This window comes from Streptomyces sp. LaBMicrA B280, assembly GCF_049222185.1.
Classification (GTDB): Bacteria; Actinomycetota; Actinomycetes; order Streptomycetales; family Streptomycetaceae; genus Streptomyces; species Streptomyces murinus.
In genome coordinates, this window is record NZ_JBMJCT010000044.1 from 92189 (window position 1) to 114985 (window position 22797).

Annotated in this window: 23 protein-coding genes; 12 read left to right on the plus strand and 11 right to left on the minus strand. The window is 72.9% G+C overall.

Annotation, left to right across the window (positions count from 1 at the left end; all coding sequences use genetic code 11):
- The first annotated feature begins 19 nt into the window (after positions 1–19).
- Positions 20–793, plus strand: a complete 774-nt coding sequence (locus ACLF5H_RS28835; protein ID WP_421678916.1) for an MBL fold metallo-hydrolase — start codon at positions 20–22, stop codon at positions 791–793.
- A 6-nt stretch (positions 794–799) separates the two neighbouring features.
- Here ACLF5H_RS28835 and ACLF5H_RS28840 read toward each other — a convergent pair whose 3' ends face one another.
- Positions 800–1666: a universal stress protein gene (locus ACLF5H_RS28840; protein ID WP_421678917.1), complete on the minus strand. Its 867-nt coding sequence runs from the start codon at positions 1664–1666 to the stop codon at positions 800–802.
- Positions 1667–1909: 243 nt separating this feature from the next.
- Here ACLF5H_RS28840 and ACLF5H_RS28845 point away from each other — a divergent pair, with 243 nt between their 5' ends.
- Genes ACLF5H_RS28845 through ACLF5H_RS28855 form a run of 3 tightly spaced genes read left to right on the plus strand, consistent with a single transcriptional unit; the run spans position 1910 to position 5426 of the window.
- Positions 1910–3586 carry an FAD-dependent oxidoreductase gene (locus ACLF5H_RS28845; RefSeq protein WP_421679148.1) on the plus strand — a complete coding sequence of 559 codons (1677 nt, stop codon included), beginning with the start codon at positions 1910–1912 and terminating at the stop codon, positions 3584–3586.
- Positions 3583–5079: an ATP-binding protein gene (locus ACLF5H_RS28850; protein ID WP_421678918.1), complete on the plus strand. Its 1497-nt coding sequence runs from the start codon at positions 3583–3585 to the stop codon at positions 5077–5079. Before ACLF5H_RS28845 ends, ACLF5H_RS28850 begins: the two co-directional genes overlap by 4 nt.
- Positions 5076–5426: a UBP-type zinc finger domain-containing protein gene (locus ACLF5H_RS28855; RefSeq protein ID WP_421678919.1), complete on the plus strand. Its 351-nt coding sequence runs from the start codon at positions 5076–5078 to the stop codon at positions 5424–5426. Before ACLF5H_RS28850 ends, ACLF5H_RS28855 begins: the two co-directional genes overlap by 4 nt.
- 58 nt (positions 5427–5484) lie before the next feature.
- On the opposite strand, the gene ACLF5H_RS28860 is transcribed toward ACLF5H_RS28855, so the two are convergent.
- Positions 5485–6720, minus strand: coding sequence for an SGNH/GDSL hydrolase family protein (locus ACLF5H_RS28860; protein WP_421679149.1), 1236 nt, complete (start codon positions 6718–6720; stop codon positions 5485–5487).
- A gap of 242 nt (positions 6721–6962) precedes the next feature.
- Positions 6963–8723 carry a M4 family metallopeptidase gene (locus ACLF5H_RS28865; protein ID WP_421678920.1) on the minus strand — a complete coding sequence of 587 codons (1761 nt, stop codon included), beginning with the start codon at positions 8721–8723 and terminating at the stop codon, positions 6963–6965.
- Between the two features lie 331 nt (positions 8724–9054).
- On the opposite strand from ACLF5H_RS28865, the gene ACLF5H_RS28870 reads away from it, so the two are divergent.
- The 5 genes from ACLF5H_RS28870 (at position 9055) to ACLF5H_RS28890 (ending at position 13487) form a co-directional block, all read left to right on the plus strand.
- Entirely contained in the window at positions 9055–10221 is a 1167-nt protein-coding gene (locus ACLF5H_RS28870) for a serine hydrolase domain-containing protein (RefSeq protein WP_421678921.1), read from the plus strand.
- Between the two features lie 54 nt (positions 10222–10275).
- Entirely contained in the window at positions 10276–10953 is a 678-nt protein-coding gene (locus ACLF5H_RS28875; protein ID WP_421678922.1) for an AIM24 family protein, read from the plus strand.
- Between the two features lie 19 nt (positions 10954–10972).
- A complete protein-coding gene (locus ACLF5H_RS28880; RefSeq protein WP_421678923.1) occupies positions 10973–11935 on the plus strand; it encodes a threonine/serine dehydratase in 963 nt (320 codons plus the stop codon).
- 86 nt (positions 11936–12021) lie between these two features.
- Positions 12022–12993: an LLM class F420-dependent oxidoreductase gene (locus ACLF5H_RS28885; protein WP_421678924.1), complete on the plus strand. Its 972-nt coding sequence runs from the start codon at positions 12022–12024 to the stop codon at positions 12991–12993.
- Between the two features lie 68 nt (positions 12994–13061).
- Positions 13062–13487, plus strand: coding sequence for an SsgA family sporulation/cell division regulator (locus tag ACLF5H_RS28890; protein ID WP_421678925.1), 426 nt, complete (start codon positions 13062–13064; stop codon positions 13485–13487).
- A 9-nt stretch (positions 13488–13496) separates the two neighbouring features.
- Here the strand turns inward: ACLF5H_RS28890 and ACLF5H_RS28895 are convergent, their stop codons facing one another.
- From ACLF5H_RS28895 to ACLF5H_RS28915, 5 genes are all read right to left on the minus strand, one after another.
- On the minus strand, positions 13497–13997 hold the full coding sequence (locus ACLF5H_RS28895) for a GNAT family N-acetyltransferase (RefSeq protein WP_421678926.1): 501 nt from the start codon (positions 13995–13997) through the stop codon (positions 13497–13499).
- 33 nt (positions 13998–14030) lie between these two features.
- Positions 14031–14528, minus strand: coding sequence for a DUF6328 family protein (locus tag ACLF5H_RS28900; protein ID WP_421678927.1), 498 nt, complete (start codon positions 14526–14528; stop codon positions 14031–14033).
- A gap of 52 nt (positions 14529–14580) precedes the next feature.
- Positions 14581–15564 (minus strand): aldo/keto reductase, encoded by a 984-nt coding sequence (locus ACLF5H_RS28905; protein WP_421678928.1) that lies wholly within the window; start codon positions 15562–15564, stop codon positions 14581–14583.
- 82 nt (positions 15565–15646) lie between these two features.
- Positions 15647–16354, minus strand: a complete 708-nt coding sequence (locus tag ACLF5H_RS28910) for a ribonuclease H family protein (protein ID WP_421678929.1) — start codon at positions 16352–16354, stop codon at positions 15647–15649.
- Positions 16355–16400: 46 nt separating this feature from the next.
- A complete protein-coding gene (locus ACLF5H_RS28915) occupies positions 16401–17195 on the minus strand; it encodes a VOC family protein (protein ID WP_421678930.1) in 795 nt (264 codons plus the stop codon).
- 133 nt (positions 17196–17328) lie between these two features.
- On the opposite strand from ACLF5H_RS28915, the gene ACLF5H_RS28920 reads away from it, so the two are divergent.
- Positions 17329–18333, plus strand: a complete 1005-nt coding sequence (locus ACLF5H_RS28920; protein WP_421679150.1) for a zinc-binding alcohol dehydrogenase family protein — start codon at positions 17329–17331, stop codon at positions 18331–18333.
- A gap of 251 nt (positions 18334–18584) precedes the next feature.
- Here ACLF5H_RS28920 and ACLF5H_RS28925 read toward each other — a convergent pair whose 3' ends face one another.
- Positions 18585–19067 carry a VOC family protein gene (locus ACLF5H_RS28925; protein WP_421678931.1) on the minus strand — a complete coding sequence of 161 codons (483 nt, stop codon included), beginning with the start codon at positions 19065–19067 and terminating at the stop codon, positions 18585–18587.
- 353 nt (positions 19068–19420) lie between these two features.
- On the opposite strand from ACLF5H_RS28925, the gene ACLF5H_RS28930 reads away from it, so the two are divergent.
- Positions 19421–20308, plus strand: a complete 888-nt coding sequence (locus ACLF5H_RS28930) for an RNA polymerase sigma factor SigF (RefSeq protein ID WP_421678932.1) — start codon at positions 19421–19423, stop codon at positions 20306–20308.
- A gap of 82 nt (positions 20309–20390) precedes the next feature.
- Here ACLF5H_RS28930 and ACLF5H_RS28935 read toward each other — a convergent pair whose 3' ends face one another.
- Positions 20391–20843, minus strand: a complete 453-nt coding sequence (locus ACLF5H_RS28935) for an ATP-binding protein (protein WP_421678933.1) — start codon at positions 20841–20843, stop codon at positions 20391–20393.
- A 194-nt stretch (positions 20844–21037) separates the two neighbouring features.
- Here ACLF5H_RS28935 and ACLF5H_RS28940 point away from each other — a divergent pair, with 194 nt between their 5' ends.
- On the plus strand, positions 21038–22339 hold the full coding sequence (locus tag ACLF5H_RS28940) for a streptophobe family protein (RefSeq protein ID WP_421678934.1): 1302 nt from the start codon (positions 21038–21040) through the stop codon (positions 22337–22339).
- On the opposite strand, the gene ACLF5H_RS28945 is transcribed toward ACLF5H_RS28940, so the two are convergent.
- Positions 22292–22702, minus strand: a complete 411-nt coding sequence (locus ACLF5H_RS28945) for a hypothetical protein (RefSeq protein ID WP_421678935.1) — start codon at positions 22700–22702, stop codon at positions 22292–22294. The genes ACLF5H_RS28940 and ACLF5H_RS28945 overlap by 48 nt on opposite strands.
- Positions 22703–22797: the final 95 nt, after the last annotated feature.

Below are 22797 nucleotides of genomic sequence, written 5' to 3' on the forward strand. Positions count from 1 at the left end.
ACTCGGGCGCGGAGAAACCATGCGGGCAGAGGTACATCAAGTCGCCGACGGCACCTACCTGGTGCACGGCAACAACGTCAACTGGGTGATCCTGAAGGACGGGGACGCTCTCACCCTGATCGACACCGGGTATCCCGGGGACCGGCCGGGGATCCTGGAGTCCCTTGCGGCGGTGGGCGGTTCACCGGAGGCGGTCTCCGCCGTGCTGATCACCCACGCGCACAACGACCATCTGGGCTCGGCGGAGTACCTGCGCTCGGCCTACGGCACGCCCGTCTACCTCCACCCGGCCGAAGTCCCGCACGCCCGGCGGGAGTTCCTGCACCAGGCCACCCTCGGCGATGTCGTCCGCAACGTCTGGCGGCCGGGCATGCTGCCCTGGGCCGCGCATGTCATCAAGGTGGGCGGCATGGAGCACAACCCGGTCACCGCGCCCGAGCCGTTCCCCGGCGCGGGCGCGCTGGACCTGCCGGGCCGCCCGGTGCCCGTGCACACCCCCGGCCACACCGACGGGCACTGCGTCTACCACCTGCCGGAGGCCGGCATCGTGATCTCCGGGGACGCCCTGATCAGCGGGCACGCCGTCTCCTGGACCAAGGGGCCGCAGCTGCTGCCCGGCTTCTTCGACCACGATCGCGACCGGGTCGTGGCCTCCCTCGATCTGATCGCGGCGCTCGACGGCGACACCCTGCTGCCCGGTCACGGCCCGCTCCACCGGGGCGCGGTGCGCGCCGCCGCCGAACAGGCCAGGGACCGGGCCACCCGCAAGTCCCGTACTCCGAAGGCAGGTTGACGCCGGTCAGTCGTGCGGGACCACCGCGACCGGGCAGTCGGCGTGGTGCAGCACCCCGTGCGCGACCGAGCCGATGCGGGCGCCCACGGCGGTGCGGCGGGTCCGGCGGCCGACGACCATCAGCTGGGCGCGGCCGACGAGCGACAGCAGCACCTGTCCCGCGCTGCCCATCTCCACCTGCTCGGCCACGGGCACGCCGGGGAACCGCTCGCGCCAGGGCCGCAGCGCGTCGGCCAGCGCCTGCTTCTCGTACGGCTCCAGGCCCCCGGCCTCGTCCAGCAGCCGGAGCGAGCCGGGGCTGTAGGCGAAGACCGGCGGCAGGGTCCAGGCCCGTACGGCACGCACGGTGGCGCCCCGGGCCGCGGCCGTCTCGAAGGCGAAGCGCAGCACGGCCGCGCTGTCCTCGGCGTCGCCGTGCTGGCCGACCACCACCTCGCGCCCGGCGGCCTCCAGGGCGGCGCGGTCGCCGGCCCGCACCAGCACCACGGGCCGGGTGGCCTCGGCGATCACCTGCTGGCCCACCGAGCCCAGCAGAAAGCCGACGACCGGTCCGTGCCCGCGCGAGCCCAGCGCCAGCAGCTCCGCGTCCCGGGCCGCGCGGCCCAGCGCCGCGGCGGCGTCCTCCTCCACCGTGTCCACGCTCACCGTGAGCTTCGGATGCCGCTCGGCGACCTGGCGCACCGCCTGTGCGACACCCTCCTCGGCCCACCCCCGCTGGGTGTCGCGGTCGGCCCCGGCGAGCTTCTCGGCGTGGTGCCACGCGTGCAGGACCCGCAGGGGCAGCCCCCGGCGTACGGCCTCCCTGGCCGCCCAGTCCAGCGCGGCCAGGCTCTCCTCCGTGCCGTCGAGCCCTGCCGTGATCGCCCGTGTCATCCGTGGCCTCCTCGTCGTACCGACCGTTCATGCTGCTGATGCCCACTATCGGCCACGGCGCGCCCCGGCCGGACCCCGGCCCTCCGGGTCGTGAGGCGGACCCGGACACCGGGGCGAAGCCGGGCGATCGAACATACGATGGGCGCGTACCGGTGCGATGGTGCCCGTGCCGCCGCGCCGCGGGATTCCGACGCTCGGGGTGGGAGATCCATGACACAGGCCGCGCCCAGGACACAGGCCCCGATGACACCGGCCGCCGACGCGACGCGGACCGTCATCCTGACCGTGGACGACGACCCGGGGGTCTCCCGCGCCGTCGCCCGTGATCTCAGGCGCCGCTACGGAGCCTCGTACCGGATCGTGCGCGCCGAGTCCGGGCCGTCCGCGCTGGACGCGCTGCGGGAGCTGAAGCTGCGCGGCGATCTGGTGGCGGTGATCCTGGCCGACTACCGGATGCCGCAGATGAACGGCATCGAGTTCCTCGAACAGGCGCTGGACGTGTACCCGGGGGCGCGGCGGGTGCTGCTGACCGCGTACGCGGACACCAACGCGGCGATCGACGCGATCAACGTGGTGGACCTCGATCACTATCTGCTCAAGCCGTGGGATCCGCCCGAGGAGAAGCTCTATCCGGTGCTGGACGATCTCCTCGCGGCATGGCGGGCCAGTGACCACAAACCGGTGCCGAGCACCAAGGTGGTGGGGCACCGCTGGTCGGCGCCCTCCTCGGACGTGCGGGAGTTCCTGGCCCGCAACCAGGTGCCCTACCGCTGGTACTCGGTGGAGGAGCCGGAGGGTCAGCGGCTGCTGGCCGCGGCCGGGCAGGACGGGCAGCGGCTGCCGGTGGTGGTCACCCCGGACGGCTCGGCGCTGGTCGAGCCCGAGGCACCCGAACTGGCCGCGCGGGTGGGCCTGGCCACGACGCCGACGGCCGACTTCTACGACCTGGTGGTGATCGGCGGCGGCCCGGCCGGGCTCGGCGCCGCCGTGTACGGGGCCTCGGAGGGGCTGCGCACGGTGCTCGTGGAGCGCTCGGCGACCGGCGGGCAGGCCGGGCAGAGTTCCCGCATCGAGAACTACCTGGGCTTCCCGGACGGCGTCTCCGGCGCCCAGCTCACCGACCGGGCGCGGCGGCAGGCGGCCCGGTTCGGTGCCGAGATCCTGACCGCGCGCGAGGTGGCGGCCCTGGAGACGGGCGGCGCCGCCCGGGTCGTACGGTTCACGGACGGCACGGCGATCGCCGCGCACAGCGTGATCCTGGCGACGGGCGTGCAGTACCGGCAGCTTGAGGCCCGGGGCTGCACGGATCTCACCGGCTGCGGGGTGTACTACGGTTCGGCGCTGACCGAGGCGGCCGGCTGCCAGGGGCAGGACGTGTACATCGTCGGCGGCGCCAACTCGGCGGGCCAGGCCGCGATGTACCTCGCCCGGGGCGCCAAGTCGGTGACGCTGCTGGTGCGCGGCGCGGATCTGTCGGCGTCGATGTCGTACTACCTGGTCCAGCAGATCACCGAGGCGCCGAACATCGAGGTGCGCTGCCGCACGGTGGTGGACGCGGCCCATGGCGCGGCGCACCTGGAGCAGCTGACGCTGCGTCATACCGGCACCGGGGAGACCGAACGGGTCGACGCCCAGTGGATGTTCGTGTTCATCGGCGCGGCCCCGCTGACCGACTGGCTCGGCGAGAGCGTGCTGCGCGACGAGCGCGGCTTCATCCTGGCCGGGCCCGATCTGACCCCCGACGGCACGCCACCGGCCGGCTGGGAGCTGGACCGGCCGCCGTACCACCTGGAGACCAGCGTGCCCGGCGTGTTCGTGGCGGGCGACGCGCGCGCCGAGTCCGCGAAGCGCGTCGCGTCCGCCGTCGGCGAGGGCGCGATGGCCGTCATGCTCGTCCACCGGTATCTGGAGCAGTCATGAGCGGGCAGATCATGCCGTGCGACCCAAGAGAGATCCGGTCGCTGTTCCTCTTCGAGAAGCTCGGCCCCGAGCAGCTCGGACGGCTGTGCGCCGAGGGCCGGGTGGAGCTGTTCCCACCGGGCCCGGTGTACACCGAGGGCGACCCGGCGACCTGCTTCTTCGTGATGGTCGAGGGGACGGTGGTGATCTCACGCCGGGTCGGCGGGGACGACGTGGAGGTCGCCCGGACCTCGCAGCGCGGGGTGTACGGCGGCGCGATGCAGGCGTATCTGGGCGACCGGGTGCGGCAGGTGTACACCAACTCGCTGCGGGCCACCGAGCCGACGCGGTTCTTCGTGCTGCCGGCCGACCTGTTCGCGGACGTGATGCACGAGTGGTTCCCGATGGCGGTGCATCTGCTGGAGGGCCTGTTCTTCGGCTCGAAGAACACCCAGGCCGCGGTCGGGCAGCGGGAGCGGCTGCTGGCGCTCGGCTCGCTGTCGGCGGGGCTCACCCATGAGCTGAACAACCCGGCGGCCGCGGCCGTGCGGGCCACCGCCTCGCTGCGGGAGCGGGTGGCGAAGATGCGCCGCAAACTGGCCGTGATCGCCGAGGGCCCGTTCTCCCGGGACGTGTTGGCGGGCCTGATCGAGATCCAGGAGCGCACCGCCGAGCGGGTGGCGAAGGCCCCGGCGCTCAGTCCGCTGGAGGCCGCCGACCGGGAGGATCTGCTCGGGGACTGGCTGGCGGACCATGGCATCGCGGACGGCTGGCAGCTGGCACCGACCTTCGTCCAGGCGGGACTTGACGTCGAGTGGCTGGAGCAGGTCGCGGCGGCGGTGGACGAGGAGATCCTGCCGGGCGCGGTCGGCTGGCTCAACTACACCGTCGAGACCGAGCTGTTGATGACCGAGATCGAGGACTCCACCACCCGCGTCTCGCATCTGGTGGACGCGGCCAAGCAGTACGCGCAGCTGGACCGGGCGCCGTACCGCGCGGTGGACGTGCACGAACTCCTGGAGAGCACCCTGCTGATGCTGTCGGCCAAGTTCGGCTCCGGCATCCGGGTGGTCAGGGAGTACGACCGGACGCTCCCGTCGGTGCCCGCCTACCCGGCGGAGCTGAACCAGGTGTGGACCAACCTCATCGACAACGCGGTCTCGGCGATGCGGAGTTCGGGCGGCGAGGGCACCTTGACGGTGCGCACGGCGCGGGAGCACGACCGGGTGCTGGTGGAGTTCCGGGACACCGGGCCCGGGATCCCGGCGGAGATCAAGGGCCGGATCTTCGACCCGTTCTTCACCACCAAGCCGGTCGGCGAGGGCACCGGGCTCGGTCTGGACATCTCCTGGCGGATCGTCGTCAACAAGCACCACGGCACGCTGCGGGTCGACTCGGAGCCCGGCGACACCCGCTTCCAGGTGCTGCTGCCGCTGACCGCCGAACAGCCCGAGGCGGCCGGATCAGCCGGGTCGGCCGACCCGGCCGGGGAACGAACGGAGGAGGCCGTATGAGCGGCGTCGAGGGCATCGAACCGAACATCCCGCCGAGCGGCACCGGTTGCCTGGAGTGCGAGGCGACGGGCGGGTGGTGGTTCCATCTGCGGCGCTGCGCCCAGTGCGGGCACATCGGCTGCTGCGACGACTCGCCCGCCAAGCACGCCACCGCGCACTACCGGGCCACCGGGCACCCGGTGATCCGCAGCTTCGAGCCGGACGAGGCGTGGTTCTGGAACTTCGCCACCGAGGAATTGTCCACCGAGGGGCCCGAACTCGCGCCTCCGGCCGGGCATCCCACCGATCAGCCGGTGCCGGGCCCGGCGGGGCGGGTGCCGGCGGACTGGGCGCGGACCCTGGGGTGAGCCCCGGCACCTGAGGCTCGGCGCCTGAGCCCCGGCTCCTGGCCCCGGCGCCCGAGCCTCAGCGCGCGCAGTCGAGCCGCTTCAGGTCGAGGCTGTCGGCGAGGGCCCGCATGCCCCGGTCACCGGGGTGCAGATGGTCGCCGCCGTCGTAGCCCGGCCGCAGGCGCTCGGGGTCACGGGGGTCGCGCAGGGTGCGGTCGAAGTCGGCGACGGCGTCGAACTCCCCGCGGCCGCGCAGATAGTGGTTGACCTCGCGGCGTACGGCCTCCGCGGCGCGGTCCCACTCCGGCCAGCCCTTGAACGGGCTGATGGTGGCGGCCACCACGCACAGACGGGCCGCGTGCGCCCGGTGCGCCAACCGCCGGTATCCGGCGATCAGTTCGGCCGCCGTGACGCCGGTGTGCGCCTTGAGGTCGTTGACGCCCGCGAAGAGGACGACGGTGCGCACCCCGGGCTGGGACAGCACATCCCGGTCCAGGCGGTGCAGGATGCTCTGCCCGGCGCCGTCCCCGGTGCCGTCCGCGAGCAGCTTGTCGCCGGATATGCCCTCGTCGGCCACGCCCTGGAGGGCGCCATGGGCCGTGTGCAGGCGCCGGGCCAGGTAGTCGGGCCAGCGGCGGTTGCGGTCGGCGGTGGACTGCCGGCCGTCGGTGAGGGAGTCGCCGAGCGCGGCCACGGCGCCGGTGGCCGGGCGGTCGGGGCGTACGGCGACGGCGTCGACGTACCACCAGGCGCCGGTGGTCCGCGTCCAGCGGGCACCGCCGTCCTCGGCGGTGAGGTCGCCGCCCAGCCCCGTGTACGACGTCTGCAGCGCCAGCTCATGGCCGCTGGCCGGGCCCCCGGCCGCCGGGGTGCGCAGGCTCACCGCGAGGTCGGCACCGGCGGGCACCCGGCCGGGCAGCGGATCGCTCCAGGCCACGGAACCGGCGGGGACGGTGACGCGGTGGGCGCCGCCGAAGGTCAGGGCGTGGTTGCCGCCGGGGCGCAGGGCGGCGCCCCGGGCGCGCAGGCCCGCGTAGACATGGTCGAGGGTCAGCGGGCGGTCACCGAAGGCGTTGGTGAAGCGGATCCGCGCCGCGCCGCCGCCGACGCTGGTGTGCACGATCATCCGGTACTGCGCGCCCGCGACCCCCGCGCCCATGCGTTCGGCGCTCGCCGCCCAGGTCAGCACGCCGGAGGGCCGGCCCGGGGCGCCGGGCGGATGCAGGACGGCGCGGACGGGCCCGGCCTGGCAGGCGGCCAGCGTCAGCAGGGCGGCGGCAAGGCGGCAACCGCGCCCGAACCGGCCGTTCACGAGCCGCCCGGCCCGTCGGAACCCGGCCGGAGCCCCGGGGCCGTACCCGCGTGTCCCACGCAGCACATGGTCCCGCCGCGGCCCCGGGTCCGCACCTCGGTGGGCGGTCATCGGCTCCCCTCCCTCGTCGGCTCGGCCACCGTCCATGATTCCGGCGGCGTCGGGAGGTCCGGTTGCCCCGCACGGGCCCGGACATGCGGATGCCCCGCGCGAGGCGGGGCATCCGGTCGTGCGCGAGGCCGTCAGTGCTTGGCGGCCGGCGTGTTCGCGACGGTCACGTTGACCGCCCCCCACGCCTGGTTCACCGTCTTGTACTCGGTGCTGTTCGCGCCGTACAGGTCCTTGGCCGCCTGGAGCGTCGCGAGGCGCGCGCCGTGGAAGTCGGTCGTGGACACCATGTAGCGGGTCAGCGCACGGTAGAAGATGGCGGTGGCCTTGGTACGGCCGATGCCCTTCACCGTGGACTTGTCGTACGTCGGCGAGTTGTACGCCACGCCGTTGATCGTCTTCTTGCCGCTGCCCTCCGCGAGGAGGTAGTAGGCGTGCGACGAGACACCGGAACCGGCGTGCACCTCGGTGTAGTAGGTGTCCGGCGTCCAGTAGTCGATCGTGCCCTCGAGCTTGTCCAGCGAGGGGTGGTCCAGGCGGCGCAGGAACTTCTGCGCGAGGCCCAGCTTCTCGCCGATCAGGTAGTCGGGCGTGTCCTGCTTGTTGTTGGCGTAGAACTCGACGTTGGAGCCGAAGATGTCCGCCAGCGACTCGTTGAGCGCGCCCGGCTCGCCGTACTGGTTGCCCTTGGCGTCGACGTAGGTCGGCTCCAGCTTGGCGGTCGAGTCCACCACGCCGTGGGTCAGCTCGTGACCGGTGACGTCGAGGACGACCAGCGGCTTCTTGAAGGTCTGGCCGTCACCGTCGCCGTAGAGCATGCAATTGCAGGTCGGGTCCCAGAAGGCGTTGGCGACCTTGTCGCCCCAGTGCACCAGGCCGTGGGCGGCCTTGCCGTTGTCGGCGATGCCCTTGCGGCCGAAGGTCTTCTTGTAGAAGTCCAGCGTCTTGGTGATGCCGTACTGGGCGTCGGCGGCGGCGCTGGCGCGGTTGGAGGTCGCGCCGTTGCCCCAGACGTTGCTGGTGCCGGTGAACTTCGTACCGGCGCCGAAGCTCTCCGTGCTCTTGCCCTTGGCGTCGCGCACCTCGGTGCCGTACCGGCTCGGGTCGGCGAGCTGGTAGTGGCCGCGCGAGGTCTGCGTGGTGGTGAGACCGACGCTGCCGTCGTAGAGGGTCTTGCCCGTGCCGTTCGCGGCGGACGGGAAGGCCGTCTTGGCACCGGTGGGGGCGTCGGCGCGGCCCAGGGCGGCGGCACGCGCGTCACCCGTGGACGGGGTGGCCGTCACGCCGCTCTTCTGGAGGCTCTTGACGAGCTTCGGCGACAGGAACTGGTCGCTGTCGGGCGTGTTGCTGCGCACCTTGCCGGTGACGGCGTCGACCACGACGGTGTTGGTGCCGTCCTGGTCGGTCACGGTCACTTGGTAGGCGAGCGCGGAGGCGCCGTCGCGGGCGTCCACGACGAGCTGGGCGGTGCCGGCCTCGCCCTTGGCCGCCTGGGCGGCCTTGGCGGCGGCCTGACCCGCGGTCAGCTTGGCCTTGGTGGCGGCGGCCGGCTTGACGGCCTGGTCGGCGGCGCGGGTCACGCCCGTGTAGGCGAGCTTGTGGTCGAGGTGGACCACGAGGTCGCCGCCGAGCACCGGCATGCCGTTGTGGGTGCGCTCGAAGCGGACGTGCCGGGCGCCCTCGGGGTCCAGCATGACGTCCTGGGCCCGGAGTTCGTCGCCCGTGGTGACACCGGTCGCGGACGCGTGCGCGAAGGCCGCGGTGCGGGCCGCGGTCACCACGGCGGCGGAGTCGGTGACGGACGCGACGGAGCGCGCCTCCCCCGTCGCGGGGCCCGCGAAGGCCGTACCGGCCAGGCCCGTGGCGGCGGTCGCCACCGCGACCGCGACCGCCACGGAGCGTATGTGCGGTTTACGCAATCTGATCAGGGTTCCTTCTGTGGCGGGCGGCGCTCGTCAACCGCCCGGTGACATGGCGCGTTTCGGCGCCAAGGGGCTGGTCGGGCCCCGAAGGCTCACCCTTACGGATCAGTCATGTGCACGTAAACCGGGAATGATCCATTTCGCGAACTTCTATGGCAATCCTTTGCAAATGAGCGCCAGAGAGTGATCGCCTCATGACCAACTGTGTGTCGGCTGTGGAGACGTGACCTCGATCCCCTAGGTTCCCAGGCCGGAATGTGACCGATGTCGCATCGACAGTCATACGGATGGGAGTGGATGCCCGATGGTGTCAGCCACGGTGAGCAGGGGCGCGGTCCTCGGAGCGGTCGCGCTGTCGCTGCTCGCGGTACCGGCGGTGAAGTCGGCCGCGGCGGACGGGCTTTCGGCGCCCGACACGGCGGGTCTGACCGCGGTGCTGCGGTCGGCGGTGGCCCAGGGCGCGCCGGGCGCGCTGGCCCGGGTCGACGACCACGGCACGATGTACCGGACGACGTACGGGTACGCCGACCGCGGCACCCGGCGGGCCATGGACGCCGGGGACCGGTTCCGCGTCGGCAGCGTCACCAAGTCCTTCTCGGCGGTCGTCCTGCTGCAACTCGTCGACGAGCACCGGCTGGAGCTGGACGCGCCGGTGAACCGCTATCTGCCGGAGCTGCTGCCGGACGGCAAGATCACGGTGCGCCAGGTGCTCGGCCACCGCAGCGGGCTGTACGACTTCACGAACGACATGTTCGCCGACAGCGTCCCGGGGTTCGAGGCGGTCCGCGACAAGGTGTTCACCTACCGGGAGTTGGTGGCGCTGTCCCTGAAGCACCCCCGCACCAACGCCCCCGGCGCGGCGTACTCGTACTCGAACACCAACTTCGTGGTCGCCGGCATGCTCATCGAGAAGATCACCGGGCACTCCGTGCGGACCGAGTACCAGAACCGGATCTTCGGGCCGCTCAAGCTCAAGGACACGTTCTACGTGCACCCCGACACCGCGATCCCCGGCGCCCACGCGCACGGCTACCTCACCCCCGACAAGGCGGGCGATCCGCTGGTGGACGCCACCGAGCAGACGGTGTCGTGGGCGCAGAGCGCGGGCGCGATCATCTCCAGCGCGCGGGACCTGAACACCTTCTACAGCGCGCTGCTCGGCGGGAAGCTGATGTCGGCGGCGCGGCTCGCCGAGATGGAGAGGATGAACCGGGTCAACGCCACCACCGCGTACGGGCTCGGGCTGCGGCGCCGCGATCTGTCGTGCGGGATCTCGGTGTACGGGCACACGGGGACGGTGCAGGGCTACTACACGTACGCGTTCGCGACGAAGGACGGCGGCCGGAGCATGACGGCCGTCGCCACCACGTCCAACAACGGCAAGGTGCTCAACACCCTCGCGGGGGCGCTGGATTCGGCGTTCTGCGGCAAGCAGGGCAAGCGGTGGCCCCCGGCGGCGGGCAAGGAGTAGGCCCGGGGCGTCCCGATCTTGGCAGAAGGCGTGCCCTCGGGTCAGGATGCCCGTATGAAGGGTGATCTGTTTTCCGGTCGGCACATGGTGCGGGCGGCCACCGAACCCGGGATGTCCGTGGAGAACGCCAAGTGCCTGCGGTACGCGGTGGACGGCGAGATGTACGCCCGGCAGGGCGCGATGGTCGCCCACCGCGGCGACCTGCGGTTCGAGCGCAAGGGGCAGGGCGTCGGGGGCATGCTCAAGCGCGCGGTCACCGGGGAGGGGCTGCCCCTGATGGCGGTGCGCGGGCGGGGCGAGGTCTGGCTCGCGCACGAGGCGCGGAACTGCTTCGTCGTGGAGCTGGAGCCCGGCGACCGGTTCACCGTGGGCGGCCGGCATGTGCTGTGCTTCGACCCCTCGCTGTCGTACGAGATCCGGACCGTCAAGGGCTCGGGCATCACCGCGGGCGGCCTGTTCAACAGCGTGTTCAGCGGCAGCGGTCGGCTCGGTCTGGTCTGCGAGGGCAGCCCGCTGGTCATCCCGGTCTCGGCGGAGCGGCCGGTGTACGTCGACACGGACGCGGTGGTCGGCTGGAGCGAGGCGCTGGAGACCTCGCTGCACCGCTCGCAGTCGATAGGGTCGATGCTGCGCGGCGGCTCCGGCGAGGCCGTACAGCTGATGCTCCGGGGCGAGGGCGTGGTCGTCGTACGCCCGAGCGAGCTGACCCAGCACAAGCCGCAGCAGCACTGAACGGAAAGGGTGGCCCACCGTGATCGGCATCTCCGAGATCGAAGCCGCGGCCGAGCTGATCGCCCCGCATGTGGTGCGCACGCCGACCGTGCCGAGCCCCGGACTCGGCGCGCTGCTCGGCGTCCCGGTCACCGCCAAGCTCGAACTGCTCCAGCGCACCGGCTCGTTCAAGGCGCGCGGGGCGGCGGCGAAGCTGCTGTCGCTGAGCGAGGCGGAACGGGCGGCGGGCGTGGTCGCGGTCAGCGGCGGCAACCACGGGATCGCGCTCGCGGTGATGGCGGCGGCCCTGGATGTGAAGGCGACCGTGGTGATGTCCCGTACCGCGCCCGCGCGTTCGCTCGCGCTCGCCGAGGAGGCCGGGGCGTCGCTGCGGCTGACCGACGGCATGGACGGCGCCTTCGAGCTGGGGATGCGGCTCGCGGACGAGGGGCTGACACTGGTCCACCCGTTCGACGACCCGGCCGTGATCGCCGGGCAGGGCACGGTCGGCCTCGAACTGGCCGAGGACGCCGCCGGTGACCTGACGGACGTCGTCGTCAGCATCGGCGGGGGCGGGCTGATCTCGGGCATCGCGGCGGCGCTGCGGGAGCGGCGGCCCGGGGTGCGGGTGTGGGGCGTGGAGACGGCGGGCGCCGAGGCGATGTCGGCCGCGCTGAGCGCGGGCGGCCCGGTGCCGGTCCCGCTGTCCTCCCTGGTCACCACCCTCAGCGCGCCCACGGTGTCCCGGCTGACCTACGAGCACGCCGCCGAGCTGGTCGAGGACGTGCTGGTGGTCCCCGACCGCGAGGCCGTCCGGGGCTGCCTGGACCTCGCCACCCACGGCAAACTCTGGGCGGAACCCGCCGCGGGCTGCCTGCTCCCGGCCGCCCGCGAGATCCTCTCCCGCGTCGGCCCCGGCGCCCGTCTGGGCCTCGTGGTGTGCGGCGGCAATACCACCCTGGCGGAGGTGACGGGCTGGGCGGAGCGGTTCGGGCTGGAGTAGGGGGTGGCGGGCCCGTCGGCCCCGGGCCTTCGGGCTTCGGCGGGCCCCGCCGTTTTCATGGACGGCAGGCCGGGGACTCGGCACCTATGGTGCGAATCGGATACACGATGATGACCGAGCAGGCCGGGCCCCGGGAGCTGGTGGAGCATGTGGTGGGGGCCGAGGAGGTGGGGTTCGACTTCTCGGTGATCTCGGACCACTACTTTCCGTGGCTGCGTGCGCAGGGGCACTCCTCCTCCGCGTGGAGCGTGCTGGGCGCCGCCGCGCAGGCCACCTCGCGGATTCCGCTGATGACCTACGTGACCTGCCCCATCCGGCGCTATCACCCGGCCGTCGTGGCACAGCAGGCGGCGACCGTGCAGCTGCTGTCCGACGGCCGCTTCCGGCTCGGGCTCGGCGCCGGTGAGAATCTGAACGAGCATGTGGTGGGCGGCGGTTGGCCCCCGGTGGATGTGCGCCACGAGATGCTGGAAGAGGCCGTGGACGTCATCCGCGCGCTGTTCGAGGGCGGGCACGTCACCCGCCACGGCCGGCACTACCAGGTGGAGTCGGCCAAGCTGTGGGACCTGCCGGAGCAGCCCCCGCCGATCGGCATCGCGGTCTCCGGCGAGCAGTCCTGCCGACTCGCCGGGCGGCTCGGCGACCTGGTGATCGCGACCGAGCCGAAGCCCGAGCTGCTCTCGGCGTTCGACCGCCACGGCGGCCGCGGCAAGCCCCGCGTCGGCCAGCTGCCGGTGAGCTACGACCCCGACCGGGACACGGCCGTCAAGCGGGCCCACGCCCAGTTCCGCTGGTTCGGCCTCGGCTGGAAGGTGAACGCCGAGCTGCCCCACCCCGACTCCTTCGAGTCCGCGACGCAGTTCGTCACCCCCGAGGACGTGGCCGCCGCCATTCCGTGCGGCGACGACCCGGACGCCTTCGTGGAGGCCGTACGGCCGTACGCGCGGGCGGGGTTCGATGAGGTCGCCCTGGTGCAGATCGGCGGCGACACCCAGCCCGAGTTCCTGCACTGGTCGGCGAAGACCCTGCTGCCCGCGCTGCGGGAGGCGTTCGGCTGACGGGGGCTCGACCGGGGCGAACGGGGTACCTGGGCCTCATACGCCGATCGTCCCGGGAGGTTCCCAGCGTGAACACCTTCGTGCACAAGACCCTGGTGGTGCAGCTCCACGCCCCCGGCACCGGCCGCTTCCCGGTCCTCGCCCATCTCGGCTACGACGCCGACGACCCGTTCGCCGTCACCGTCGTCTTCGCCCATGACGGCCATGTGCTGGCCCAGTGGCGCCTGGACCGGGAGATGCTCGCCGAGGGACTGAACCGGCCGGTCGGCATCGGTGACGTACGGCTGCGGCCCGCCGACACCGGGATGTGGCACGAACTGCGCCTGGAGTTCCTCGGCGAGCCGCGCCCGGACGGCGGACGGCAGCGCGCGGTGGTGTACGCCTGGGCGCCGGCCGTGGCCGTGTTCCTGCGCGAGACCCGGGAGATCGTGCCGCCGGGCCGCGAACGGGTCCCCGTGGACGAGCTGTTGGCGGACATCCTCGCCACGGGGTGAGCGGGGCCGTCAGGGGGCTGCCGTCAGCGAGCGGCGGTAGGTGAGGCCCGGCAGGCCGGACAGCCGGGTCTCACCGGTCACGGTGAATCCGGTGCGCGCCAGCACGGCCCGTGAGGCCAGGTTCTCCACCCGGCTCGCGGCCGTCAGGAAGGTCAGCCCGTAGACGTCCGCCGCCCGTGCGCACAACTGCCGTACGGCCCAGGTCGCCAGGCCCCGGCCAGTGGCGCGCTCGGCGATCCGGTAGCCGAGGTCGGCGCCGCCGTCCGCCACGTCCACGAGGTTGATCCGGCCGAGGATCTCCCCGTCCGGTCCGGCCAGGACGTGGAAGCGGCAGACGCCCGCCTCCTGTTCGGCGAGCAGCGCCCGGTGCCGCTCGGCGAAGGCGGCGAAGTAGGCGTCGCCCCGGTCGGGCACGGACGCGGCGAAGTACGCCCGGTTCTCCCGCTCGAAGGCGAGCAGCGCGGGGGCGTGGTCGGGGCGCAGCGGTTGCAGCTCGGGCGTGGCGGGCATGGCGGGACCCTACGCGCCCCGCCCGCCGGGCCGTCACTCGTTTTCCGGGCCGACGGTGTGCCGGCGCCTGGCCCACAGCGGGAGGCCGAACCAGCACACGAGGTACCAGGCGACGACGCCCGCGACCAGCCAGGGCACATAGCTGTCGTGCGTGGCCACCCGCAGGATGAGCAGCAGGGCCGAGGTCATGGTGGCCAGCAGCAGCACCAGACCGAGGAAGGTGAGCCGGGCGGCGAGCCGTACCGCCCGGGGCTTGACCCGGCGCCCGGAGACCAGGCGGTGCAGCGAGACCGGTCCGATGAGGGCGCCGGTGGTACAGGCGCCGAGCACCACGGTGACGATGTAGATGTGCTGGTCGGTGTCGGGCAGTTGGGTGTACTTGGGGTAGAAGACGACGGTCAGCAGGAAGCCGAACAGGATCTGCACGCCCGTCTGGGCGACGCGGACCTCCTGGATGAGTTCACCCCACATCCGGTCGGCCCGCTCCTCCTCGGTCTCGTCGCGCCCCCTGCGGCGGTCGTCCTCGGTCATGCGATCCAGGTAACCGCCCGGCCGCGCCTTCAAACGGTGCGCGTCCGCGCGGCTACCAGCGGTGCTCGACCCGCTCCGCGATCCGCCGCTCGTACAGGTCCCGGATCGCGGTGAACGTCTCGGGCGGCAGCGGGGGCAGCTTCGCGGCGGCCGCGTTGGCGCGGGCCTGCTCGGGGTCGCGGGCGCCGGGGATGACCGTGGTGACGCCGTCCTGCTCGATGATCCAGCGCAGTGCCAGCTGGGCCGGGGTGTAGCCCTCGGGGGCGAGCGCCGCGAACTCGGCGGCCGCCTCCACGCCGGTCTCGTAGTCGACGCCGGAGAAGGTCTCGCCCTGGTCGAACGCCTCGCCGTGCCGGTTGAAGGTGCGGTGGTCGTTCGCGGCGAAGACGGTGTCCTTGGTGTACTTGCCGGACAGCAGTCCGGAGGCGAGCGGCACCCGGGCGATGACGCCGACACCGGCCGCGCGGGCGGCGGGCAGCACCTCGCGCAGCGGCTTCATCCGGAACGGGTTGAGGATGATCTGCACACTGGCCACGTTCGGCCGGGCGATCGCGGCCAGCGCCTCGGCGCAGGTCTCCACGCTCACGCCGTAGGCGGCGACGCGCTCCTCCTCGACCAGGGTGTCCAGCGCGTCGTACACCGCGTCGGTGGAGTAGACGGGGGTGGGCGGGCAGTGCAGCTGCACCAGGTCGATCCGGTCGACGCCGAGGTTGCGCCGCGAACGGTCGTTCCAGGCGCGGAAGTTGTCGAGGACGTAGTTCTCGGGGAGCTGGTCGACGCGGCGGCCCATCTTGGTGGCCACCAGCACCTGCAGATCGGGGCGGCCGCTCAGGAAGGCGGCGATGGTCCGCTCGCTGCGCCCGTCGCCGTAGACGTCGGCGGTGTCGAAGAAGGTGACCCCGGACTCGGCGGCGGCCTCCAGGACGGCCAGCGCGTCCTTGTCGGTCACATCGCCCCAGTCCGCGCCCAGCTGCCAGGTGCCGAGCCCGATCGCCGACGCCCACTGACCCGACCTGTCGATTACACGTTCGTCCATGGCGACAGTCTGTCACCCGGCGCACGCTCCCACGGGAGCGCCGGGTCGGCCGGCAGGGCGGGTCGATCGGGTGGCGGCCCGCTCAGGCCTCGGCCGTGCGGCACTCGGGGTGGCCCCAGCCCTGCGCGTTCTTGGCGATGGACTCGCCCGCCGCGTAGGAGCGGCCGCACAGGCAGCGCCCGGGGAACTTCGCCTTGATGGTGCGCGACGAGGCGGACGAGGAGGACGCGCCCCCGGTGCGGCGGGCCGTCTTCTTGCGCGGGGCGCCCGACTTGGGCGTGTCGGGCGAGGGCGGCGGCACCGGCGAGTCCAGCTCGCTGCCCGCCGGTTCCTGTACGACGGCGGCCTGGCTGGCCGCGCGGTCGGCGAAGTCGTTGAGCGGGTCGCCGTCGACCTGGTGGGCCGGGACGTAGCGGAACTCCACCGAGCGGCCCTCCAGGAGCGCGTCGATGCTGACCACCAGCTCCTGGTTGGCGACCGGCTTGCCGCCGGACGTCTTCCAGCCGTTGCGCTTCCAGCCGGGCAGCCAGGTGGTGACGGCCTTCATCGCGTACTGGGAGTCCATCCGGATCTCCAGCTCCACGGCGGGGTCGACGGAACTCAACAGCCGCTCCAGGGCGGTGAGTTCGGCGACGTTGTTGGTGGCCCGGCCGAGCGGGCCCGCCGCCCAGCGAGCGGGCGTCCGCTCGTCGTCGTCCGAGACCACCCACGCCCATCCGGCCGGTCCGGGGTTTCCCTTCGAAGCCCCGTCGCACGCGGCCACCACTCGTTCACGCATGCGCACGATCATCCCATGACGGCGCCGGTGCCCCGACCGAGCCCGGTGCGGCCCTCGCTCAGGCGTCCTCGATCCGGGGCAGCTCACCCTCGGTGGTCGTGATGTCGATCACCGAGAAGTCGGCGCCCTGGGGGTCGCTGAGCGTCGCGAACCGGCCGAAGGGGCTGCTCATCGGCCCGAAGCGGACGATGCCACCGAGCCGGGTCGCCGCGGCGACGGCCGCGTCGCAGTCGGCGACGGTGAAGTAGACATTGAGGTACGAGGGCACCTCGGGCGGGAAGTCCTCGGTCATCCGCATCCGCCCGAGCACGGTGTCCTCGCCGACGGCGAACATCCGGAAGTCCACCGCGTCGTCCACGATGTCCTTGGTGCGGTACGGGAAGACCGCGCGGAAGAACGCGTCCGTCTTCTCGGGTTCGCGGGTGAACACCTCGGCCCAGCAGTAGGCGCCGGGCACCGCCGTCGCCTCGAAGCCCTCGTGGGTGCCCGCCTGCCACACCCCGAACACGGCCCCGCTGGGCTCGCGGGCCAGGCACATGGTGCCGAAGTCGCCGACCCGCATCGGCTCCATCAGTACGTCACCGCCGTGCCGCCGCACCTTCTCGGCCGTGGCGGCGGCGTCCGGCGAGGCGAGGTACAGGCACCACCGCGACTGGCCCTCCTGGCCGGGCATGGGCGGGACGACGGCGGCGACGGCCTTGCCGTCGGCGGACGCCTGCGTGTAGTGGCCGTACCGCGCCGTGGAGTCGCCGAAGGTCCAGCCGAGGACCTCGCCGTAGAACTTCTTGGCGCTCTCCAGGTCGGTGAACATCGCATCGGCCCAGCAGGGCGTTCCCTCGGGTTGTACGGCCATGCTCGCCGCCCTCCTGGAGTCGTCGGGGCCCCCGCCTGCTCACGCTAGCCAGCCCCCGGCCGGGCCGCGCGCCGAGCGGGGCGCTGTCGGACACTGGACGGGGGCCGTCTGCGGAAGGGCTCGGGAGATGACGATGCGGGCGTGGTCGGTGGTGACCCCTGGACCGGTCGAGGGCGCGCCGCTGGAGCTGGTGGAGCGGCCGGTGCCCGCCCCCGGTCCGGACGAGCTGCTGGTACGGGTGCGGGCGTGCGGGGTGTGCCGGACCGATCTGCATGTCACCGAGGGCGAGCTGCCGGTGCGCCGGGCCGGGGTGACGCCCGGGCACGAGGTGGTCGGCGAGGTGGCGGGCCTCGGCTCCCAGGTGTTCGGCTTCGCGCCGGGCGACCGGGTGGGCGTGGCCTGGCTGCGCCGCACCGACGGGGTGTGCGCCTACTGCGCGCGGGGCGCCGAGAATCTGTGCCCGCGCTCCCGGTACACCGGCTGGGACGCGGACGGCGGCTACGCCGAGTACACGACCGTGCCGGCCGCCTTCGCCTACCGGCTGCCCGAGGCGCTGGACGATGTGTCGGCGGCGCCGCTGCTGTGCGCCGGGATCATCGGCTTCCGCGCGCTGCGCCGCTCCGCGCTGCCGCGGGGCGGGCGCCTCGGCCTGTACGGCTTCGGGGGCAGCGCCCATCTGTGCGCGCAGGTCGCGCTCGCCGAGGGCGCCACGGTGCATGTGATCACCCGGGACGAGGTCTCGCGGCGGCTCGCCCTGGAGCTGGGCGCGGCCTCCGCGCGGGACCTGGACGAGAAGCCGCCGGAGCCGCTGGACGCGGCGATCCTCTTCGCGCCGGTCGGCGATCTGGTGCCGGTCGCGCTGCGCGCCCTGGACCGGGGCGGGGTGCTGGCGGTGGCGGGCATCCACCTCAGCGACGTGCCGCCGCTGCGCTATGAGACGGACCTGTTCTACGAGAAGGAGTTGCGCAGCGTCACCGCCAACACCCGTGCGGACGGGCGGGAGTTCCTCACCCTGGCGGCCCGCTACGGCGTCCGCGCGACCACCCACCCCTATCCGCTCGACCGGGCCCCCGACGCGCTGCGCGATCTGAAGGCGGGCCGCTTCGACGGCGCCGCGGTGCTGGTGCCGGGGCGCTGAAATCCCCTCGGCAGCCGGGGCGTCGGCGCGCTCGGACGGCCGCTGTGGACACACCGAGGATCGCCTCCTGCGGCACCGAGAACGCCATGTTCCGGCGCTGGGCCCCGAGCCGGTGGTACGGCTCCCTGGGCACCCCGGGCGGTCGCTGCCGTACTCCTGGGACACCGGTCCGGCCCTGGCGGAGAACTCCCGGCATGTGATCGCCGGGATCCTCACCGAGGCCGGGTGAGTCCGGTGTCCGGTCCCCCGTGTCAGTCCCCCGCGTACGCCTTCTCCAGGGCGGCGACGTCCAGCTTGCCCATGCTCATCATGGCGCGGGCCACCCGGGCGGACTTCTCCGGGTCCGGGTCGTTCAACAGGTCGAGCAGCCGGTCGTAGACGACCTGCCAGGACACTCCGTACTTGTCCTTGAGCCAGCTGCACGGGCCGCCCTCGCCGCCGTTCTCGGTGAGCCGGTTCCAGTAGTGGTCGATCTCCTGCTGATCGGAGCAGAAGATCTGGAAGGAGACCGACTCGTTGAAGGTGAACTGGGGGCCGCCGTTGAGCGCCATGAACCGCTGGCCGTTGGCCGTGAACTCGACGGCCAGCACGGAGCCCGCCGGGCCGGGTCCCGCGTCGGTGTGGCGGCCGACGCGTTCCACGCGGGAGTTCTTGAAGATCGACACGTAGTAGTGCGCGGCCTCCTCCGCCTGGCCGTCGAACCAGAGGCATGTGGTGAAACCGTCGGTGGTCATGAGCACCTCCTGGATGGGGGAAACACGGTCGGGATGCAGACCGGCCCACGGCCGAAAACTCATCGGTGCCGCCTGCCCCGCCGGCCGGGGGCGTGCGGGGCGTTCTTCCGGTGGCTACGGGGAAATATCGCACGGCCGGGGGAAGGCCGCTCGGCCGTGCCGGCCCGACCGGAACGGCGGTTTCCAGCCAGTGCTGTACAAGATGAGCATGCACCGAGTCACCGGGGGTACCCGCGCCGTGAGCGACTCCGCCGGTAGGAATGATCTGCCGGATCCGGGGTACGCGCCGAGGACACAACAGCGCAGAGGCCGAAAAGGGCAGACGTCGAACCGTGACTTTCGTGGGAGAGGTAATGGATACCGCCGGCATGCGGTCGCAGACACTGGTCGTCGAGAGGACCGAGCAGGACGGGACGGACACGGGGGCACTGCCCGGCATCGCAGACCCCACGTCCGTGGCCCCGCGGGACGCGCGTCAGCTGTCCCGCCAGTTCTTCCGCCGGCTGACCGAGCTGGAGGAGGGGACCCACGAGTACCAGTACGCTCGCAACACCCTTATCGAGATGAACATGTCGCTCGTGCGGTTCGCGGCCGGCCGTTTCCGGGGCCGCGGCGACGACATGGAGGACATCGTCCAGACCGGCATGATCGGGCTGATCAAGGCCATCGACCGGTTCGAGCTGTCCCGGGAGGTGGAGTTCACCTCCTTCGCGCTGCCGTACATCGTCGGTGAGATCAAGCGGTTCTTCCGCGACACCACCTGGGCGGTGCACGTCCCGCGGCGGCTCCAGGAGCTGCGGGTGGAGCTGGCCAAGGCGCGCGAGGAGCTGTCCAGCCGACTCGACCGGGACCCCACGGTCGCCGAGCTGGCCACCTTGATGAACCTCTCCGAGGAGCAGGTGCTGGAGGGGCAGCTCGCCGCCAACGGCTACAACTCCTCCTCGCTGGACGCGGCCCTCACGGGTGACGGCCCCGAGGACGGCGAGGCGGTGCTCGCCGACTTCATCGGGGTGGAGGAGGAGGGGCTGCGTCTGGTGGAGGACTTCCACGCGCTGGCGCCGCTGATGGCGGAGCTGAGCGAGCGGGACCGGCAGATCATCCATCTGCGGTTCGTGGAGGAGGCCACCCAGGCGGAGATCGGGGAACAGCTCGGCTGCTCCCAGATGCATGTCTCACGGCTGATCAAGCGGATCATCACCCGGCTGCGGCAGGGGATGCTGGGCGAGCTGGGCTGCGCCTGAGCCGCGAGGCGATCGAAGCAAGAGGGTTTCCCGCACCCGCTGAACGCACGCTGAACGCCCGGCACCGAGACGGTCCGGGCGTTCAGCGCCGCAGCGCGAAGCGGGCGATCACCCGCTTGCCGACCGGGACCCGCTCGACGGCGACCTCGGTGGCGAGCGCGTGCACGATCTCCAGGCCGTGCCGCCCGATGCGCTGCGGGTTCTTCGGGAAGAGCTGGGGCAGCGCCGTACTGCTGTCGCAGACGGACACCGTGACGGTGGCGTCGGTGCCCTCCAGCTCCAGGATGTAGGGGCCGTCGCTGTGCCGGTCGGCGTTGGTGACCAGCTCGCTCACCAGCAGGAGCAGCTCCCCGTCGGCGCCGCGGTCGATGTCGGCGCACCACTCGGTGCGCAGCTGTTCCAGGAACTGGGCCGCGAAGGCCCGTGCCTCGGCGATGCAGCCGGGTTCGCCGGTGAAATGCGTCGCGCGTCTCAGCGGCTCGACGGGTACGTCGAAACCGGTCGGTATCACTGCCCCGCCCAGATGCTCGGTCATGCTGTCTCTCTCGCGGGCCACGGGCCCGGTCCGTTCGGCCGTATTCGCACCAGTCCTCTTACCCCGAGCCGCGCATCGCAGTCCAGGCGTTCGCCGACCGCTCACCGTGGCGAGCGTCACGGCCCCGGCCGGGCCGCGGCGCGGACGGACCACCCGGCGGGCGGGGTGCCCGGCCGCTGCTTAGCGTGGCAGGCGTGAGCCCCCCGACCGTCTCCGCGCGGCCCGCCGCCCGGTCCGGCTGGCCCCAGGCGCTGGCCGTGGTGCTGACCGGACTCGCGGTGATGGTGCTGGTGGCCGCGGCCGGGCTGTGGGCGGCGGGTGCGGCGGGACTGCCGGACGGCGCGTTCCCCCGGGTGCTGGCGGCGACCGTGGTGACGGCGGTCGGCGGCAGCATCCGGCTCGTTGGTGACGCGGGCGCCCTGGCCAGGACCGAGGCCGGGATCACCGTACTCCCCCTGTCGGTGGCGCTGGCCGGTGCCCTGGTGGTCGGCGCGGGCTTTCTGCGCCCGCTGCGGCACCGGACGGTCGCCACGCCCGGGGAGCTGGCCCGGTGGGCCGCGCGGATCGTCGTGCTGTGGCTGCTCGCGCTGACCGGGCTCGCCTTCGCGGCCCGGGAGACGTTCGCGGTGGACGTGGGCAGCGGCACGCTGAACGATCTGACCTCGCTGTTCGAGGCGGAGCCGCGGATCGGGTTCGCGGCGGACGTGCCGCCGACCGTGCTGTTCGCGCTGCTGTGGCTGGCCGGGGTGCTGGTGGTGGCGCTGCTGGTGGCGCGCCGGGTGCCGCTGCCGGGGCGGCCGGAGCGGTGGCGCCGGCGGGCGCGTCCCGTCTGCCGCGCGATGGTGGAGCTGCTGCTGGCCGCGGTCGCCGTGGGCCTCGTGGTCGCGCTCGTCACGATGGCCGCACGGGGGCAGGTGCGGACGACCTTCGCGCTGATCCTGCTCGGCCTGCCCAACCTGGTCTGGCCCGCGCTGACCGTCGGCCTCGGCGCGACCTGGAACGGCCGGGTGGACGGCCCGTTCGGGCTGCCGGTCCCGCACATCCTGGACGTGCTGCTGCGCACCCCCGACGTCTCGGAGGTCGATCTGCGCACGCTGACGGAGTACGACGGCCGGATGGCCTGGCTGCCGGTGGCGGCCGGAGTGCTGCTGCTCGGGGTCGCCGTCCGGGCGGCCCTGCGCGCACCGCCCCGCACCCCGCCGTGGCTGCACGCCCTGCGCCTCGCCGTCGCGCTCGCCTTCACCGTCCTCGCGATCTGCCTGCTGTGCCGGATCTCCGCGCACTACGGGCTGTCCCTGCTCGGCATCGGCGACCTGGGCGGCGGGCTGTCCGGGGAGCTGCTGCTGCGGCCGCGGACCTGGGGGGCGGTGGGCCTGGGCGCGCTGTGGGGGCTGGTCGCCGGGTTCCTCGGCGCGCTGCTCGCCCCGGCGGTGCGCCGCGGGCGGCGGTCACCCGATGGGCACCACGAGCGCGGGGACGGTGCGCTGCATCCGTAGGGCGTCGACGGACTCGGCGAGCAGTTCGTACTCGGTGGTGTCGTCGTTCGCGGCGATCCGTACCAGCCGCCCCTCCGCCAACTCCTCGGCCACCCGTTCCTGCCGGCCGTCGTCGGCGCACCAGGCGCGCAGCAGCGCGGGTACGTCGGCGACCGTCTCCGCGACCGGCACCAGCGCCCCCGCCGGAAAGGGGGCGGCCTCCGGACTGGGGTCGAGCCGCTCGGCGATCCAGGACGCGCGGTCGCGCAGCCACCACAGAGCCAGTGCCAGGGTCGGCGCACGGTAGGTGCCGAGCGGTACGCCGATCCGCCGGCCGCCGCACACCCCGTATGCCGTGACATGGCACAGGAATTCGTCGTGCACGTATCACTCCCCGTCGCCTCGTCCGGGTGTGCCGGGCGGACCTCGCTCTCCGTGCGGCTCCGTGCGGTGAAGTGCCCCTCGATGTTCGAGTATCG